Origin of the sequence: Nocardia sp. NPDC059236, from assembly GCF_042754085.1 — a bacterium.
In the GTDB taxonomy this organism is placed as follows: domain Bacteria; phylum Actinomycetota; class Actinomycetes; order Mycobacteriales; family Mycobacteriaceae; genus Nocardia.
In genome coordinates this window covers 132538-147108 of sequence record NZ_JBHZAF010000016.1, presented here as the reverse complement: position 1 = coordinate 147108, position 14571 = coordinate 132538, and the positions used below count along the sequence as shown (strand labels likewise).

Below are 14571 nucleotides of genomic sequence, written 5' to 3'. Positions count from 1 at the left end.
GGCGAGGGTGCGATGAGTGACGGACGGCCGGACGGGCCCGATCAGGTCGAGCTGGCGCGACGGTTCGAGGAGCATCGGGGCTATCTGCGGCGGGTCGCGTACAGCACGCTCGGCAGTCTCAGCGACGCCGACGATGTGGTGCAGGAGGCGTGGCTGCGGCTGGTGCGCTATTACGAGACCAGCCCCGAGGGCGCGGATATCGAAAACCTGCGCGCCTGGCTGACCACCGTCACCGGCCGCCTGGCCCTCGATCACCTGGGTTCGGCGCGGTCCCGGCGCGAACAGTATGTGGGCGAATGGCTTCCGGAGCCGGAGATCACCACCTGGGACGATCCGGCCGACCGCATCTCGCAGGACGAGCGCGTCACCACCGCCCTGCTGGTGGTGCTGGAATCCCTCTCACCCGCCGAGCGCACCGCCTTCGTCCTGCAGGACGTCTTCGGCATGTCCGGCCCCGAGGTCGCCGAGGTGGTCGGCCGCACCCCCGCCGCCGTGCGCCAATTGGCCTCGCGCGCCCGTAAACACGTGGAGGACGGCACGCCCCGCTTCCCCGCCAGTGCGGACGAGCACGAGAAGGTGGTCTCGGCGTTCGCGGTGGCCTGGCGTTCCGGTGATCTGAGCGCCCTGCTCGGCGTGCTGGATTCCAATGTCACCTTCACCTCCGACGGCGGCGGCAAGGTGCAGGCGTTCCTGCATCCCATGCACGGCGCGGAGAAGGTCGCCAAGACGCTGCTCGGCTTCCTGGACTTCGCATCGAAGGTCGGTGGCGCGTGGGGCCGTTCGGTGCTGGTCAACGGCCGCCCGGGCCTGGTCGTCTTCGACGGCAAGTACACCGGCGTCTTCGCGTTCACCATCGACGACGGCCGGATCACCAAGATCGACGTGGTCCGCAACCCGGACAAGCTGCACGGCATCCCGGCCGAGGGCGCGGAGCCCGACTGGCCGCTCGGCGACACCGGCGCAGACAGCGACGACTGAACCGCGGAAACCACGGGCCCGCAACCGGATTCATCCGGCGGCGGGCCCGTCGTGGTCCGTCAGGACGCGACCCGTGTCACCGGCCCGAGCCCGTGCGCGGCGGCCACCTCAGGCGAGTAGAGCCGGCCGGCGTCGGCCGTGAGCCCCTGGGCCAGGCCGGGATCGGTGGCGCAGGCGCCGGACCAGCCGAGATTCGCGATGGCTCCGACATACGGCAGGGTGACATTGGTGAGCGCCACGGTGGAGGTGTGCGGAACCGCGCCCGGCATATTGGTCACGCAGTAGAACAGCGAATCCGCCACCTGGAACGTCGGTTTCGCGTGCGTGGTGGGATGCGAGCTCTGGAAGCACCCGCCCTGATCGATGGCGATATCGACCAGCACCGAGCCCGGGCGCATGTGGGCGACCAGACTGTCGGGCACCAGTTTCGGAGCCCGCGCGCCCGGCACCAGGACCGAGCCGATCACCAGGTCCGCCGCCAGCACCGCCTTCTCGACCTCGGCCGCATTGGAGCCGATCGTGGTGACGCGCCCGCCGAACCGGGCGTCGAGTTCCCGCAGTCGCGCGATATTGGTGTCCAGCACGGTGACTCGCGCCCCCATGCCGACCGCGACGACCGCCGCATTGCCACCGGCCACCCCGCCCCCGAGGACTGTCACGTCCGCCGGAGGCACCCCCGGCACTCCGCCGAGCAGCAGGCCCGCCCCGCCCTGCGGCGACATCAGGTGATAGGCCCCGACCTGGCTGGCCAGCTTGCCCGCCACCTCGCTCATGGGCGCGAGCAGCGGCAGCGACCCGTCGGCGGCCCGGACGGTCTCGTAGGCGATGGCGGTGATGCCGGAGTGCAGGATCGCGTCCGTGCAGTCGCGCGAAGCGGCGAGGTGCAGGAAGGTGAACAGCACCTGTCCCTCCCGCATGCGCGAATATTCCTCGGCGATGGGCTCTTTCACCTTGAGCACCAGTTCCGCCCCGCCCCAGACCTCGTCCGGGCCCGGCAGCACCCGCGCGCCCGCCGCGATGTAGTCGGCGTCGGCGAACCCGGACCCCACCCCCGCCCCGGCCTCGACCAGCGCCTCGTGCCCGTGCCGCACCAGTTCCCCGGCGCCGGCCGGGGTGAGGGCGACGCGATACTCCTGTTCCTTGACCTCCCGCGGTACCCCGATTCTCATACCGCCATCGTTCACCCGCTGGGGCCGCGCCGCCATGAGCGCCACGGCCCGATTTCAGGAGGCGATCGCGGCGACGGCCAAGACCTCGCCGGGGGTCGGAATGCGCAGCCGGTCCGCGCGGCCGGCGACGGTGAAGCGGTGGGTCAGGTAGTCGAGGTGTTCGGAGAAGTGCGCCCAGCCCTCTGCGTGGACCGGCACGATCACCGCGTCACCCAGCGCCTCCGAGGCGTGGACCGCGGTGCGGCCGTTGAGGGTCAGGTCGTGATCGCCGAAGCGGTCGGTATTGGCCGCGCCCACATTGAGGACGGCGATATCGATGCGCCCGAAGCGTTCTGCGATCCGCCGGACGTAGTCGACCGAGGCGTTGTCCCCGGAGACGTAGACGGTCGGCAGCCCGTCGGCCTGCAGCACGAATCCGGTGACCACTCCGGTGAACGGCTCGCAACCCTCGGGTCCGTGCAGTGCGGGCACCGCGGTGACGGTCACCGCTCCAATCTGCACCGACTCCCACTCTGCCAGTCCGCGAACACCTTCCATGCGCCCGGCGGCGTCCGGCGTGGACAGCACCGTTTCGACCCCCGCCACGAATTCCCGCCCGGACCGGTCGAGATTGTCCGCGTGCTGATCGTGCGAGAGCAGCACCACATCGACCCGCCCGATCTCGGCGGCGGGCACAGCCGGCCCGCTCAGCTTGTAGAGGGTGACACCACCCGGGTACTCACCCGGCTCGTCGAAGGTGGGGTCGGTCAGCCAGACCAGGTCGCCGTAGCCGAATCGCACTGTGGGGCCGCCGATGTGGAGGAGCTCGAGGGTGGAGGTGGCCGCTGCGGTGTCGATCGTGTTCGTCATGGCATCGAGTCTCGTCGCGGACCGTGGGTCGCGACAGTGGCCCGAAGGCCGCGCCTCGATAAAATCGGGCCATGACTGCTGGATCCCGCGAAGCCGACGCCGCTGAGCCCCTGCACACGGTGGCCATCGTGGTGTACGACGGGATCAGCCCGTTCCATCTGGCGGTGCCGACCCTGGTGTTCGGCCGCATCGGCGCGGGCGGTCCCGCCGGCAGCCCCTACCGCGTGGTGGTGTGCGCCGAACGCCCCGGAACCATCGCCACCCCAGCGGGTTTCGATATCGTCGTCGCCCACGGCCTGGAGGCGACCGAGACCGCCGACACCCTGGTCATCCCCAGCTGGGAGCGCGGTCTCCCACTGCCCGAACCCATCCGGGACGCCCTGCACCGGGCCCACGCCCGCGGCGCCCGCATTGTCGGCCTGTGCCTGGGCGCGTGGGCGGTGGCGGCGAGCGGCCTGGCCGACGGACGGGAGATCACCACGCACTGGTCGGCAGCGGTCGAGCTGGCTCGCGCGTATCCGGCGGTCCGGGTGCGCGCGGACACCCTGTGGTCCGACGACGGCGACCTCATCACCTCCGCCGGCACCGCCGCGGCCCTCGACTGCTGTCTGCACCTGGTGCGCACCGACCACGGCAGCCGGGTCGCCGCCGAGCTGGCCCGCCGGCTGGTGCTGGCCCCGCACCGCAGCGGCTCACAGGCCCAGTACATCCCGGTCGCCGTGCCCGAGGCGGCCGACCAGGACCCGATCGAGCATGCAATGGTCTGGGCCAGAACACATCTCGACCAGCCGGTGGATCTGGATGGCTGGGCCCGGACCGCTCTCATGTCGCGGCGCACGTTCACCCGCCGCTTCCGTGATCGCACCGGCACCAGTCCGCAGCAGTGGCTGCTGCAGCAGCGCGTGGACCATGCCCGGCTGCTGCTGGAATCCACCGACGACACCATGGACCGCATTGCCGCCGATTCCGGGCTGGGCACCGGCGTCAATCTCCGCCATCACTTCCACCGACTGCTCGGCACCACTCCCGCCGCCCATCGAGCCCTCTTCCGCCGGGTTTGACCGAGTCGAGTCCGCCGGCTCGGCTCCCCACGGCGGCCCGGTACCCGGCGGGGGCTAAGTTCGGGGCTATGAGGATTCAGCTGGGTGAGCACGTGCCGCAGATCGACGAGAGCGCGTGGGTCGCGCCGAACGCCACCGTGGCCGGGCGGGTGCGGCTGGAAGCCGAAGTGAGCGTCTGGTATTCGGCGGTGCTGCGCGGTGACATGGATCAGATCACCGTCGGTGCGCGCAGCAATATTCAGGACGGCTGTGTGCTGCACGCCGATCCGGGCTTCCCGTGCACGGTGGGCGAGGGAGTCTCGGTGGGGCACAATGCGATTCTGCACGGCTGCACGGTCGGCGACGATGTGCTGATCGGCATGGGCGCGACGGTGCTGAACGGCGCTGTCATCGGGGCGGGCAGCCTGATCGCGGCCAACGCGCTGGTTCCGGAGGGTGCCCAGATTCCGCCGGGCTCGCTGGTGGCGGGAGTTCCGGGCAAGGTGCGCCGGGAGCTGAGCGAGGCCGAGCGTGATCACATTCGCCTGAATGCGACCGCCTACCTGCACAACACGGTGGTGCACCGCCAGGGTCAAGAGGCGTGACTGAAGGGGGCATGTGAGAATCCCCACACTGAACAAGTGACCATAAATGCCGCTGTTAGCATCGTGCGAAGCGTTCCCGGCGGCCCGGGCTGTGCCGTCGCCAGCCGGTTGCGCGCTCGGGGCTAGCAGGAGGTTTCAACGGTGTCGTACGAGCACGACGGTATGCACCGACAGCGCATCAGCGTGGCCGATATCGCCGCGCAGCCAGGGGGAATCGAGGCGCTCCAGCGCCGGGTGCACGAACTACGTTCCAATGGGATCGATTTCGCCGCCAATGCGATAGAGAGCGAAATGGCCGCGCTCGACGTCCGCTGATCGGGCGCGGCGTTCGCTGATCGGACGGGGGTTGCGACCGCAACCCTCCGGCGATGCGATAATGCGGCTCGACCTGTGCGCCACTGCGCGCCATGGCCGTTCACCGCAATGTCGCGGTCGCCAACCGATCGACTGGAGACTCGATGCCGTCCGTGCCCACCATCCTGCAACGCATCCTGGAGAAGCCGCGGGCCGAAGGCGAACAGCTGCTGGAGAGCGCGCTGTCGGCATTCCTCGACTTCGGGATCAAGCGAACCAGCATGGGGGAGATCGCGCGTCGCGCCGGCATCAGCCCGGCCACCCTGTACCGGCGCTTCGAATCCAAGAACGATCTGGTCGAAGCGGTGGGCGTGCGCGAGGCGCAGCTGTTCATCGCCGAGATCGACAAGCGGGTGCAGGAGGCCACGGCCACCGGCGAATCCGGGGACGATCAACTGGTCGAGGTCTTCGTCGCGTTCATCACCCAGCTGGCGAGCAACAAACTGCTGCAACGGCTGCTGCGCACCGAGCCCGACACCATCCTGCCGCGCCTGACCACCGAGGCCGGGCCCATTCTCGCACTCGGGCGCACCTACCTGGCCGAGAAGCTGCGCGTGCTGCAGGCTTCCGCCGACGTGCCCGCCTTCGATGCCGACCTGGTCGCGGAAGTGCTTGCCCGCCTGGGTCAGTCGCTGGTGCTGACCCCGGAGGGCCTGATCCCGCTGACCGACGAGACGGCCGCACGGGAGTTCGCCCGCCGCACCGTGCTGCCCATGATCGGCGTGCAGCCGGCCTGACCCGCCCCGGAAACGCACTCCGCGCACCATGGCCCGGTAGCCCGGATACGGCGAACCCCCTGCCCCGCACCCGGGTCAGGGGGTTCCGGCGGTCGTATCCGGTCGGCCGCCCGCTTCTCTGTGCCCGACTATCCTCGCGGGCCTAGATATTTCCGGCGAACGCGCCCGCACTACCCGCCGCGCCCGCGGCGACCGCGCTGCCCGACATGAGACCGACGGCGGCAAGGATCAGAGCAACCATTTCATGACCTTTCGACTGTGTACTTCGAAGACGCATGGAAAGTTACTGCCGCTCAATACCCCTGGACGAGAGCCGAACCCGAACTCTGGGCGGACTCCATGGCGACACCCAGCACCCTCACAGTTCACTATCCGGTTGCGGTGTGATATGCCGGGCGCGAACCCGCGGCACGGCGACCGACCACCCGATACCGACGAGTCGTTATTCCAAATCGCCTGGTACACAATGGAACTCACGACTTCCAAACCGTTCACAGCGACTCTGCGACCGGCGTAGCATCGACGGTATTCGGGATTGGCAAAGGCCTTCCAGCCCTGAATGATTCGCGAATTCCCTGGACCGTTGCACGGCGACGACTCGCGTCGGCCGAATTTCCACTCCGGGAGGTCTATCGCACGCTGCCCTCGAAAGTTGTTCGGAATACCGAGGATCGAAGGGATTTGTCATGTCGCAAGCTCACCCGGGTCAACTGCGCCTTTTGGCCCCGAACCAGGAATCCGATGTTCTCGCGGTCGTCGACGACCTGCTCACCGGCAATGCCACCGGAGTGCCCGAATACCTCGCCGAGGACATCGCGGCCGTGCGCAGCCGGTCCGGCATCCGCCAGGTGCAGATTCCCGGCGCGGGCGGCGTCGAGCTCGACGCGCTCATCGCCTGGCCGCATGCGGAGGGCCCGCACCCGCTCATCGTCCTGCCGGCGGGCCTCGACAAGACCGGCTGGAAGATGTACTCCGGCGCGGTCGTCCGACTGCTCTTGCGCGGTTACGCCGTGGTCGCCTACACCGAGCGCGGGCTGCCCGGATCCGGGGGCGAGCTGACGGTCGCCGGTCCCGAGGACGTGGCCGACGGATGCGCGGTGATCGAGTGGGCGTTGAACCATGATGAGCTGCACGCCGATCGGGAGAAGATCGGGATGGCGGGCATCTCCTACGGCTCGGGCATCAGCCAGCTGGTCGCCAATGCCCACCCGGCGGTCAAGGCCGTCGTCGCGCTGAGCACCTGGGCGGATCTGGGTAAGGCCCTCTACGACAACGGAACCCGGCACATCATGGCCGCCGAAGCCCTCGCCGGCATCAGCGACCGTCCCAGCGAGGACTTGCAGAAAGTGCTCGAGTCCTTCCGGGCCAATTCGGATATCGACAAGGTGCTCGACTACGCCCGACCCCGCTCCCCCGCCGAGGCCGACCAGATCCGCCCGGTGCCAACGTTCTTCACCAGCTTCTGGCACGAGACCATCTTCCCGCAGAATCAGCTGATCGATTACTTCGACCGCTTCCCCGGGCCGAAGCGACTGGATCTGGCGATCGGCGACCATGGCGCGGTGGAGATTCCCGGCTTGTTGCTGGGCGTCTACACCCGCACCACCGAGGCGGCCTACGACTGGTTCGACCACTATCTGCTGGGCGTCGACAACGGCATCGACAGCGACGGGGTCGTGCACACCGAGACCATGTACAGCTTCACGATGACCTCGTCGAACGACCTGTCCGCGTGGTCGAATCCCGTGCGCCGCTACCACCTCGCCGCGCCGTCCGGCGCGTCCCCCGACGGCACCCTGGTCACGGATCAGCCGGCGAACATGAGCCAGAGCTTCCAGGCCGGCACCGAACAGGTCCGGGCGGCCACCGAACTGGTGATGGACGGCTTCCGCGAACGCCTGCTGATGCCCAACCGCCAGCCGCTGGCCGAGGTGGACCGCACCCGGGCGGCGGTCTGGCACACGCGGGTCTTCCTCCGGCCCCGCCACATCGCGGGCATCCCCGAGATCGCGCTGACCGTCACCCCGTCCAGCACGACGGCCACGCTGATCACGTATCTGTTCGACCACAACCCGGTGACCGGGGCGCTGCGGATCATCACCCATGCCGCGGCGACCATCTCCAACCGCGGCCCGGAGCAGACCACGACCATACGAGTTCCCCTGCAGGCCACCGACTATCGGGTCCCCGGCGGCCATCGGGTCGTGCTGATCGTCGACACGAACGACCACTTCTACGGTGACGAGACCGAACCCGGGAGCGTCATCACCCTGTCCAGCGATCACGGGCCCTGCTACATCGATCTTCCGATGGTGCCCTGACCGGACCGACTCGCGGGCGGCCGTCGTCCAATGGCTGCGCATGACGGTCGGCCGCGCCCCCGACGACCCCGTCTTCACCACCTTCGTCGCCGACCTGGCCCGCTTCCCCGACTTCCACCGCTTCTGGTCCGAGGGCGGCGTCGACTTCACCCCACCCGTGCGCACCCAACGCCTCCGCGACCCCGGCTCCGGCGAAATCCGCGAATACAGCGTCCAAGCCGGCCCGGTCCACAACGAAACGTACCCCGACCGAATAACCCTGTTGCTGTGCCTGCCACTGTGATTCGATCCGGTCCTGAAACAGCAGCGGAGTTCGTGCCGATTCGGCACGAACTCCGCTCGTAGAACTTCTTGTCCTACCGGAAATTACGCGGGGACTTCGCTGCGGTCGCCGCTCCACAGCGTGTGGTACTTGCCTTCGGCGTCGATGCGCTCGTAGGTGTGGGCGCCGAAGAAGTCGCGCTGGCCCTGGGTCAACGCGGCCGGGAGACGCTCGGCGCGCAGGGCGTCGTAGTAGGAGAGCGAGGAGGCGAAGGCCGGGACCGGGATGCCGAGCTGGGTGGCGGCCACGACGACACGACGCCAGCTGTCGACGGCGTTCTCGATGGCCTCGCGGAAGTACGGGGCGAGGATCAGGCTCGGCAGGGCCGGGTCCGCTTCGTACGCCTCCTTGATGCGGTTGAGGAAGCGGGCGCGGATGATGCAGCCGCCGCGCCAGATGGTGGCCAGGTCGCCTGGGTGCAGATCCCAGTTGTATTCGGCGGAGCCGGCGGCGATCTGGTCGAAGCCCTGGGCGTAGGCGACGATCTTGGAGGCATAGAGGGCCTGGCGGATGTCCTCGGTGAATTGGGCGACATCCGTGGGCTTTTCGCCGAGGGCGCCGGAGGCGAGGCCCTTGGCGGCGGCGCGCTGGGTGCGGGAGCCGGACAGGGCGCGGGCGAAGACGGCCTCGGCGATTCCCGTCACCGGGATGCCCAGATCGAGGGCGGACTTGACGGTCCAGCGGCCGGTGCCCTTCTGCTCGGCGGCGTCGACGATCACGTCGACGAGCGGCTTGCCGGTCTTGGCATCGACCTGCTCGAGCACCTCGGCGGTGATCTCCACCAGGTAGCTCTCCAGCTCACCGGAGTTCCACTGGGTGAACACGTCCGCGATCTGCTTGGCGTCGAAGCCCAGCGCGTCCCGGAACAGGTTGTAGGCCTCGCCGATGAGCTGCATGTCGGCGTACTCGATGCCGTTGTGCACCATCTTCACGAAGTGGCCGGACCCGTCGGGGCCGATGTGGGTGCAGCAGGGGGTGCCGTCGACCTGCGCCGCAATGGATTCCAGCAGCGGACCCAGCGACTCGTAGGACTCCTTCGGGCCGCCCGGCATGATGGCGGGCCCGTTCAGCGCGCCCTCCTCACCGCCGGAGATGCCCGCGCCGACGAAGTTCAGGCCACGCGCCTTCATGGCCGCCTCGCGGCGGATGGTGTCGGTGTAGAGGGCGTTGCCGCCGTCGATGATGATGTCGCCGGGCTCCATGGCCGCGGCCAGCTCCTCGATCACGGCGTCGGTGGCGTCACCGGCCTTGACCATGATGAGCACGCGGCGCGGCTTCTCCAGCGCGGCCACGAACTCCTCGACGGTCTCGGTGCGCACGAAATCACCCTCGCTGCCGTGCGCCTCGAGCAGCGCGTCGGTCTTGCCGATGCTGCGGTTGTGCAAGGCCACGGTGTACCCGTGCCGTGCGAAGTTGCGGGCGATGTTGCTACCCATGACCGCCAGGCCGGTCACGCCGATCTGAGCGCGCGCTTCCGAGGTCGCCATGAAACAGCCTCTCCGTTCGAAGATGTGATGACCGCACGAAGTCTCCTCGGCGGCGGCATCGACGGATGCGCTCCACGACGCCATACCTTTTCTACCCGGTCCGGCCTGCGCCGCACCGAGGGACCCCGGCCAGGCGGCCGGGCTCAGCCCGCCAGGCGGCCGGTGACGGGCGGGATCGCGGCCGCCTCGGGTTCGCGGCGGAACGTCCAGCCGAGCCGCTCGCCCAGTACCCGTGCACAGCAGCGGATGGAGCGCACGGCCTCGGTTTCGCCGCTCGCGCGCCACAGCAGCGACCACGGGTAGTAGGCGGGCTCAGCGATCGCGATCCAGCGCAGACCGGGCAGCGGCGCGCAGGACCGGGGCACGCACACCAGCGCGTGACCGTCGCGGACCAGCCGGCCCGCGCCCAGCACGCTGTGCACCGTGCCCGGGTAGGGCTTGGCCGCGAATCCCGCTGTGCGGCACAGCTCCCGGATGTACTCGTTGAATTCCGGCGCACGTGATTCGTCGGCGAACACCAGCGTCTCCCCGGCCAGTTCGGCGAGCGGCACCGCGTGCCGGTGCGCCCAGGGATGCTCCGCGGCGACCAGCACACCGAGTCGATCCCACCGGATGACCTCCGACGCCACCCCGTCCGGCAGCTGTGTCGCGCGCCCGATGCCGACATCGAGCCGCCCCTGGGCGAGCAACCGGCACTGCTCGGGCACCCCGGCCTCGACCTGATGCACCTCGACCAGTTCCGGATGATGAAGCCGGACCGCGGCCAGCACCACCGGCATGGTGTCGAAACTGGCGTCCCCCTGCGCAACCCGCAGGACGGCATCGGTCCCGGTCATGGTGCGCGCCGCGGCCGCGGCCCGGTCGACGTGGCTGAGGATCAGCCGGGCCTCGCCCAGCAGCAGCGTGCCCGCCGCGGTGAGGCGCACGTGGTGGGTGCTGCGCTCCACCAGCAGGACCCGTAGTTCGCGTTCCAGCCGCTGAATCTGCTGACTCAGCGCCGACTGGACGATGTGCTCGCGCGCCGCGGCGCGCCCGAAGTGCAGTTCCTCCGACAACGTCACGAAGTAACGCAGTTGCCGCAGCTCCACGACCGACCCCCTCGCGCCGTTCGGCACCGGTCGATGACCGGTTGCCGTCGGCAGTTTCTCCTTCGCGTGCCCATCGAATATCGCGCGCGCGGCCGTCCGGGTAACGAGTGGTGGGCTACCCGATTTTCGGGGGCATACCCCGATCGGTTCGAGTGAAGATGTTTTCGGACTTCGCTGGTTTCCGATCGCGGCGGCCCGGGCTGCACTGGAGGGCATCAGAACTCGCCCCGCCGGGCGGATTCACCGTTTCCCTCGAAGGACCGCCCGTCATGAAAACAATCAGCATCAAGCAGAACAAAGGGCTCGGCTGGATTCCGGACCTGCCCGACCAGCGCGATCACCTCTATGCCGCGCCGGCCGCGACGATCGCCCAGCTGCCGCCGTCCGTGGACCTGACCTCGAAGTTCGCCGCCGTCTACGACCAGGGCAAGCTCGGCTCCTGCACCGGCAACGGCATTGCAGGGGCACTGCAGTTCGACGCCATGAAAGAGCAACTGGCCGACGAATCCGTGCCGTCCCGGCTGTTCATCTACTACAACGAACGCGTCATGGAGGGCACGGTCGGTCAGGACGCGGGCGCGATGATCCGCGACGGCATCAAGAGCGTGGCCACCGTGGGCGCCTGCCCGGAATCCGAATGGCCCTACGATATTTCGGAATTCGCGACCGAACCGCCGAAAAAGTGCTTCACCGATGCGGCCGAGCATCGGGCCATCCAGTATTCCCGGGTGGCGCGCACGCTCTCCCAGATGCAGGGGTGCCTGGCCGACGGATATCCGTTCGTCTTCGGCTTCACCGTCTACGAGAGCATCTTCAGCCCGGAAGTCGAGAAGACCGGCGACATCCCCCTGCCCGCCGCCAATGAGCAGGTGGTGGGCGGACATTGCGTGGTCGCGGTCGGATACGACGACTCCCGGTCGGTATTCCGGATCCGCAATTCCTGGGGTACCGCCTGGGGCCGGAACGGATACGGCACCCTGCCCTACGCGTACATGCTCTCGGTCAACGCGTCCGACCTCTGGACCATCCGCACTGTCACCGGCTAGCCGCCACGGACAAGCCGAAACCGCTTGTCCGCCAAGCCGGATACCCACGGCAGCGACCGCCGAAAACCGGTGGTCGCTGCCGCGTGCGCACCGATACAGTGCCGGAATGACACGTTTGAATCAGATTGTCGCCGTCGAGAAAGGGATCAAGTCCCGGACCTTCTCCGACCTCACCGAGGCCCATCACAAATTGGCCAAGAACCCGCTGCTGAGCGGTATTTCGCGCACCTACCGCCCCAAGGACGAGGAGGGCGAGCAGCTGCCGCCCGAGTCGACGCGCGTCCAGGTGAGATCCGAGGAGGTCCTGCAGACCACGGCGGAGATCCTGACCAAACTGTTCGACGTGGTGGCCACCAAGGACTGGGCGAACTGCACCGCCACCGCCGATGTGGTGGTGGACGGCCGCACCCTGGTGCAGGGCGCGCCCATCACCTACCTGCTGTTCCTGGAGAAGCAGCTGGTGGACCTGCACACCTTCGTGCGCAAACTGCCGGTGCTGGATGCCGCGGAGTCGTGGGAATACGATGCCGCCGCGGACTGCTACGCCACCGAGCCGGTACAGACGGTGCGCACCAAGAAGATTCCGCGCAACCACGTGAAAGCCGAAGCGACGGAGAAGCATCCGGCGCAGGTCGAGGTGTATCACGAGGATGTGGTGATCGGCTACTGGCGCACCATCAGGTTCTCCGGCGCGCTGCCCGCCAAGCGCGTCAACGAACTCACCGAGCGCGTCGAAAAGCTCCAGCACGCAGTCAAGTTCGCGCGCGAGGAGGCCAACAATGCCGAGATCACCCAGCGCAAGCCGGGCGCTGAGATCTTCGGATATCTGTTCGGCTGATCCCCGCACCGTCCACGGCCGGAGTCACCGGCGGAGTGGGCCGGGGACCGGTTCGAGATGGCCGGCAAGCTGGGCCGGGTGGGTGAGCTGCGGATAGTGTCCGGCGCCGGGCAGTTCGGTCACCGGATGGTCGACGGGCACGACCAGCGGATCGGCCGACCCGACGATGATCTCGACCGGGACACTCACCCGATCCAGCAGCTCCCGGGACCGCGCCCGCTCGGCGTGCACGGTCCGCATTGCCCCGACTACCCGCCGCGCGACTCCGGGACGGCGCAAATCCGCTGCGGCACTGTCGATCTCGGGACCCGGGGGAAGCCCCAGCATCTCGGCGAGCCGGTCGGTGGACATGCGCCGCAGGACCGACGCCGCCAGCGGTGAGCGGGCCGACTTCGGGCCGGGAGCCTGCAGGAACGGCGGTGAGATCAGAACGAGCCTGCTGATGCGGTCCGGATGCTCGACGGCATAGCGCAGTGCGGGCCCACACGCCAGCGAGTGCGCGACGAGCACCGGCCGGGTCCGGACCTGGCTCAGCACCTCCCCCAGCCACACCTCCACCGGCCGGCCGGAGGCGGCCGAGCGGCCCAGACCCGGCAGATCAGGCGCGAGGACCGAACCGTGCAGCCGAGCGGCGAGCGGAACCCACAGATCGGCATTCATCGGAAACCCGTGCAGCAGCACGTGATCGGGGGTGTGCCTGTCTCCGGCGATCCAGGTCCGGCTGCCCGCTACGGCATGGAAACCACAGGGGCGCAACCAGGGTGATGTGGCGCCGAAGCGTTCGGCGACCAGGTCGTCGGCCCACGTCCGCAGCGCATCGTCCGCGAAGGGCATCTCCAGACCCGTTGCGGCGGCGAAGGATCGGGCGGAAGCGGTCGGATATCGGTCGGTCGAGAGGAAGGACAGGGTCTCGGGATCTGCTCCGGTGAGCCTGCGTGGCAGGCGCCGGAGCAGACCGACGGGAACGCTGCGCCGCGGCGCCCGCACCCCCATCTGGTCGGCGACCGTACTCACCAGTTCGGGCAGTCGCGGCGTGGCGTCGTCGAGCACCCAATAGTGTTCGCCCGCAGGCGATTCAGGAACACACGCCAAGAACCGAACGAAGTAGTCGATCGTGACGATCGGCACGAAAACCTCCGGACCACCCGGGACCGCGGGCAGCCGCCCCTCCCACAGATCCCGGACCAGACCGGCCAGCCCGAGATGTTGCCCCGGCCCGATCACGGTGCTCGGGTTGGCAATGGTCAGCGGCACGCCGCGCTCGCGTGCCCGGTTCCGGACCGCGAGATCGCCCTCGAATTTCGATGCCTCGTACGCCCCCAGCCCGGCGTAGTCGGGCACACCGTCCGGCGCGCTCACCCGGTACCCGCTCACATGCACCAGCCGCCGCAGCCCGGGCAGGGTCGCGGCCCAGTCGAGCACATTGATCGCCCCGATCACATTGGTAGCCCGCGCCTCTCGCACGTCGAGCCCGAACGCGTACCGCGCCGCGGCGTTGTACACGTCGCGCACCTCGGGCAACCCCGTGAGCGGTGCGGTGATGTCGGCGGTGACGACCGTCAGCCCACCGATGTCGACACCCTCGGCGACGAGCCACGGGGTGAGGGTGTCGTTCCGCACCGCCGCCGCCACCTGTTGCCCCCTGCCGAGCAACTCGGCGACCAGCGAACGGCCGATGAATCCGGTTGCGCCGAAGACGATTGCGTCCATGTCCACTCTTAATAGACCGGTCTATAT

14 protein-coding genes are annotated in these 14571 nt (G+C 68.7%); 9 read left to right on the top strand and 5 right to left on the bottom strand.

Translation table 11 applies throughout. From position 1 onward, the window contains the following. The first annotated feature begins 12 nt into the window (after nucleotides 1–12). Nucleotides 13–978, top strand: a complete 966-nt coding sequence (gene sigJ, locus ACFXIV_RS34115) for an RNA polymerase sigma factor SigJ (protein ID WP_379399871.1) — start codon at nucleotides 13–15, stop codon at nucleotides 976–978. A gap of 59 nt (nucleotides 979–1037) precedes the next feature. On the opposite strand, the gene ald is transcribed toward sigJ, so the two are convergent. Next, complete coding sequence (ald, locus tag ACFXIV_RS34110; protein WP_379399872.1) at nucleotides 1038–2147, bottom strand: alanine dehydrogenase; 1110 nt, start codon at nucleotides 2145–2147, stop codon at nucleotides 1038–1040. A gap of 54 nt (nucleotides 2148–2201) precedes the next feature. Next, nucleotides 2202–2996: an MBL fold metallo-hydrolase gene (locus ACFXIV_RS34105; RefSeq protein WP_379399873.1), complete on the bottom strand. Its 795-nt coding sequence runs from the start codon at nucleotides 2994–2996 to the stop codon at nucleotides 2202–2204. Nucleotides 2997–3067: 71 nt separating this feature from the next. Between ACFXIV_RS34105 and ACFXIV_RS34100 the strand changes: the two genes are divergently transcribed. The 6 genes from ACFXIV_RS34100 (at nucleotide 3068) to ACFXIV_RS34075 (ending at nucleotide 8336) form a co-directional block, all read left to right on the top strand. Beyond that, on the top strand, nucleotides 3068–4057 hold the full coding sequence (locus ACFXIV_RS34100) for a GlxA family transcriptional regulator (protein WP_379399874.1): 990 nt from the start codon (nucleotides 3068–3070) through the stop codon (nucleotides 4055–4057). 68 nt (nucleotides 4058–4125) lie between these two features. Next, entirely contained in the window at nucleotides 4126–4641 is a 516-nt protein-coding gene (locus tag ACFXIV_RS34095; protein WP_379399875.1) for a gamma carbonic anhydrase family protein, read from the top strand. A 141-nt stretch (nucleotides 4642–4782) separates the two neighbouring features. Then, on the top strand, nucleotides 4783–4956 hold the full coding sequence (locus ACFXIV_RS34090) for a hypothetical protein (RefSeq protein ID WP_354838293.1): 174 nt from the start codon (nucleotides 4783–4785) through the stop codon (nucleotides 4954–4956). A 143-nt stretch (nucleotides 4957–5099) separates the two neighbouring features. Next, entirely contained in the window at nucleotides 5100–5732 is a 633-nt protein-coding gene (locus ACFXIV_RS34085; RefSeq protein WP_379399876.1) for a TetR/AcrR family transcriptional regulator, read from the top strand. 686 nt (nucleotides 5733–6418) lie between these two features. Next, on the top strand, nucleotides 6419–8053 hold the full coding sequence (locus tag ACFXIV_RS34080; RefSeq protein WP_379399877.1) for a CocE/NonD family hydrolase: 1635 nt from the start codon (nucleotides 6419–6421) through the stop codon (nucleotides 8051–8053). Between the two features lie 40 nt (nucleotides 8054–8093). Further along, nucleotides 8094–8336: a hypothetical protein gene (locus tag ACFXIV_RS34075; RefSeq protein WP_379399878.1), complete on the top strand. Its 243-nt coding sequence runs from the start codon at nucleotides 8094–8096 to the stop codon at nucleotides 8334–8336. Nucleotides 8337–8419: 83 nt separating this feature from the next. On the opposite strand, the gene gndA is transcribed toward ACFXIV_RS34075, so the two are convergent. Both gndA and ACFXIV_RS34065 read right to left on the bottom strand, forming a co-directional pair. Then, nucleotides 8420–9862, bottom strand: coding sequence for an NADP-dependent phosphogluconate dehydrogenase (gndA, locus tag ACFXIV_RS34070; RefSeq protein ID WP_379399879.1), 1443 nt, complete (start codon nucleotides 9860–9862; stop codon nucleotides 8420–8422). 143 nt (nucleotides 9863–10005) lie between these two features. Further along, on the bottom strand, nucleotides 10006–10950 hold the full coding sequence (locus ACFXIV_RS34065; RefSeq protein ID WP_379399880.1) for a LysR substrate-binding domain-containing protein: 945 nt from the start codon (nucleotides 10948–10950) through the stop codon (nucleotides 10006–10008). Between the two features lie 269 nt (nucleotides 10951–11219). Here ACFXIV_RS34065 and ACFXIV_RS34060 point away from each other — a divergent pair, with 269 nt between their 5' ends. Together ACFXIV_RS34060 and ACFXIV_RS34055 are read left to right on the top strand one after the other, a co-directional pair. Continuing rightward, entirely contained in the window at nucleotides 11220–11996 is a 777-nt protein-coding gene (locus ACFXIV_RS34060; protein WP_379399881.1) for a C1 family peptidase, read from the top strand. Between the two features lie 106 nt (nucleotides 11997–12102). Then, on the top strand, nucleotides 12103–12834 hold the full coding sequence (locus ACFXIV_RS34055; protein ID WP_379399882.1) for a hypothetical protein: 732 nt from the start codon (nucleotides 12103–12105) through the stop codon (nucleotides 12832–12834). Between the two features lie 24 nt (nucleotides 12835–12858). Here the strand turns inward: ACFXIV_RS34055 and ACFXIV_RS34050 are convergent, their stop codons facing one another. Beyond that, a complete protein-coding gene (locus ACFXIV_RS34050) occupies nucleotides 12859–14544 on the bottom strand; it encodes an alpha/beta fold hydrolase (protein ID WP_379399883.1) in 1686 nt (561 codons plus the stop codon). Nucleotides 14545–14571 lie beyond the last annotated feature (27 nt).

Coding starts and splice junctions, on each gene's coding strand:
- ACFXIV_RS34095 (WP_379399875.1), top strand. CDS start 4,126: ATGAGGATTCAGCTGGGTGAGCACGTGCCGCAGATCGACGAGAGCGCG.
- ACFXIV_RS34100 (WP_379399874.1), top strand. CDS start 3,068: ATGACTGCTGGATCCCGCGAAGCCGACGCCGCTGAGCCCCTGCACACG.
- ACFXIV_RS34075 (WP_379399878.1), top strand. CDS start 8,094: ATGACGGTCGGCCGCGCCCCCGACGACCCCGTCTTCACCACCTTCGTC.
- ACFXIV_RS34105 (WP_379399873.1), bottom strand. CDS start 2,996: ATGACGAACACGATCGACACCGCAGCGGCCACCTCCACCCTCGAGCTC.
- ACFXIV_RS34055 (WP_379399882.1), top strand. CDS start 12,103: ATGACACGTTTGAATCAGATTGTCGCCGTCGAGAAAGGGATCAAGTCC.
- ACFXIV_RS34080 (WP_379399877.1), top strand. CDS start 6,419: ATGTCGCAAGCTCACCCGGGTCAACTGCGCCTTTTGGCCCCGAACCAG.
- gndA (WP_379399879.1), bottom strand. CDS start 9,862: ATGGCGACCTCGGAAGCGCGCGCTCAGATCGGCGTGACCGGCCTGGCG.
- ACFXIV_RS34060 (WP_379399881.1), top strand. CDS start 11,220: ATGAAAACAATCAGCATCAAGCAGAACAAAGGGCTCGGCTGGATTCCG.
- sigJ (WP_379399871.1), top strand. CDS start 13: ATGAGTGACGGACGGCCGGACGGGCCCGATCAGGTCGAGCTGGCGCGA.
- ACFXIV_RS34050 (WP_379399883.1), bottom strand. CDS start 14,544: ATGGACGCAATCGTCTTCGGCGCAACCGGATTCATCGGCCGTTCGCTG.
- ald (WP_379399872.1), bottom strand. CDS start 2,147: ATGAGAATCGGGGTACCGCGGGAGGTCAAGGAACAGGAGTATCGCGTC.
- ACFXIV_RS34085 (WP_379399876.1), top strand. CDS start 5,100: ATGCCGTCCGTGCCCACCATCCTGCAACGCATCCTGGAGAAGCCGCGG.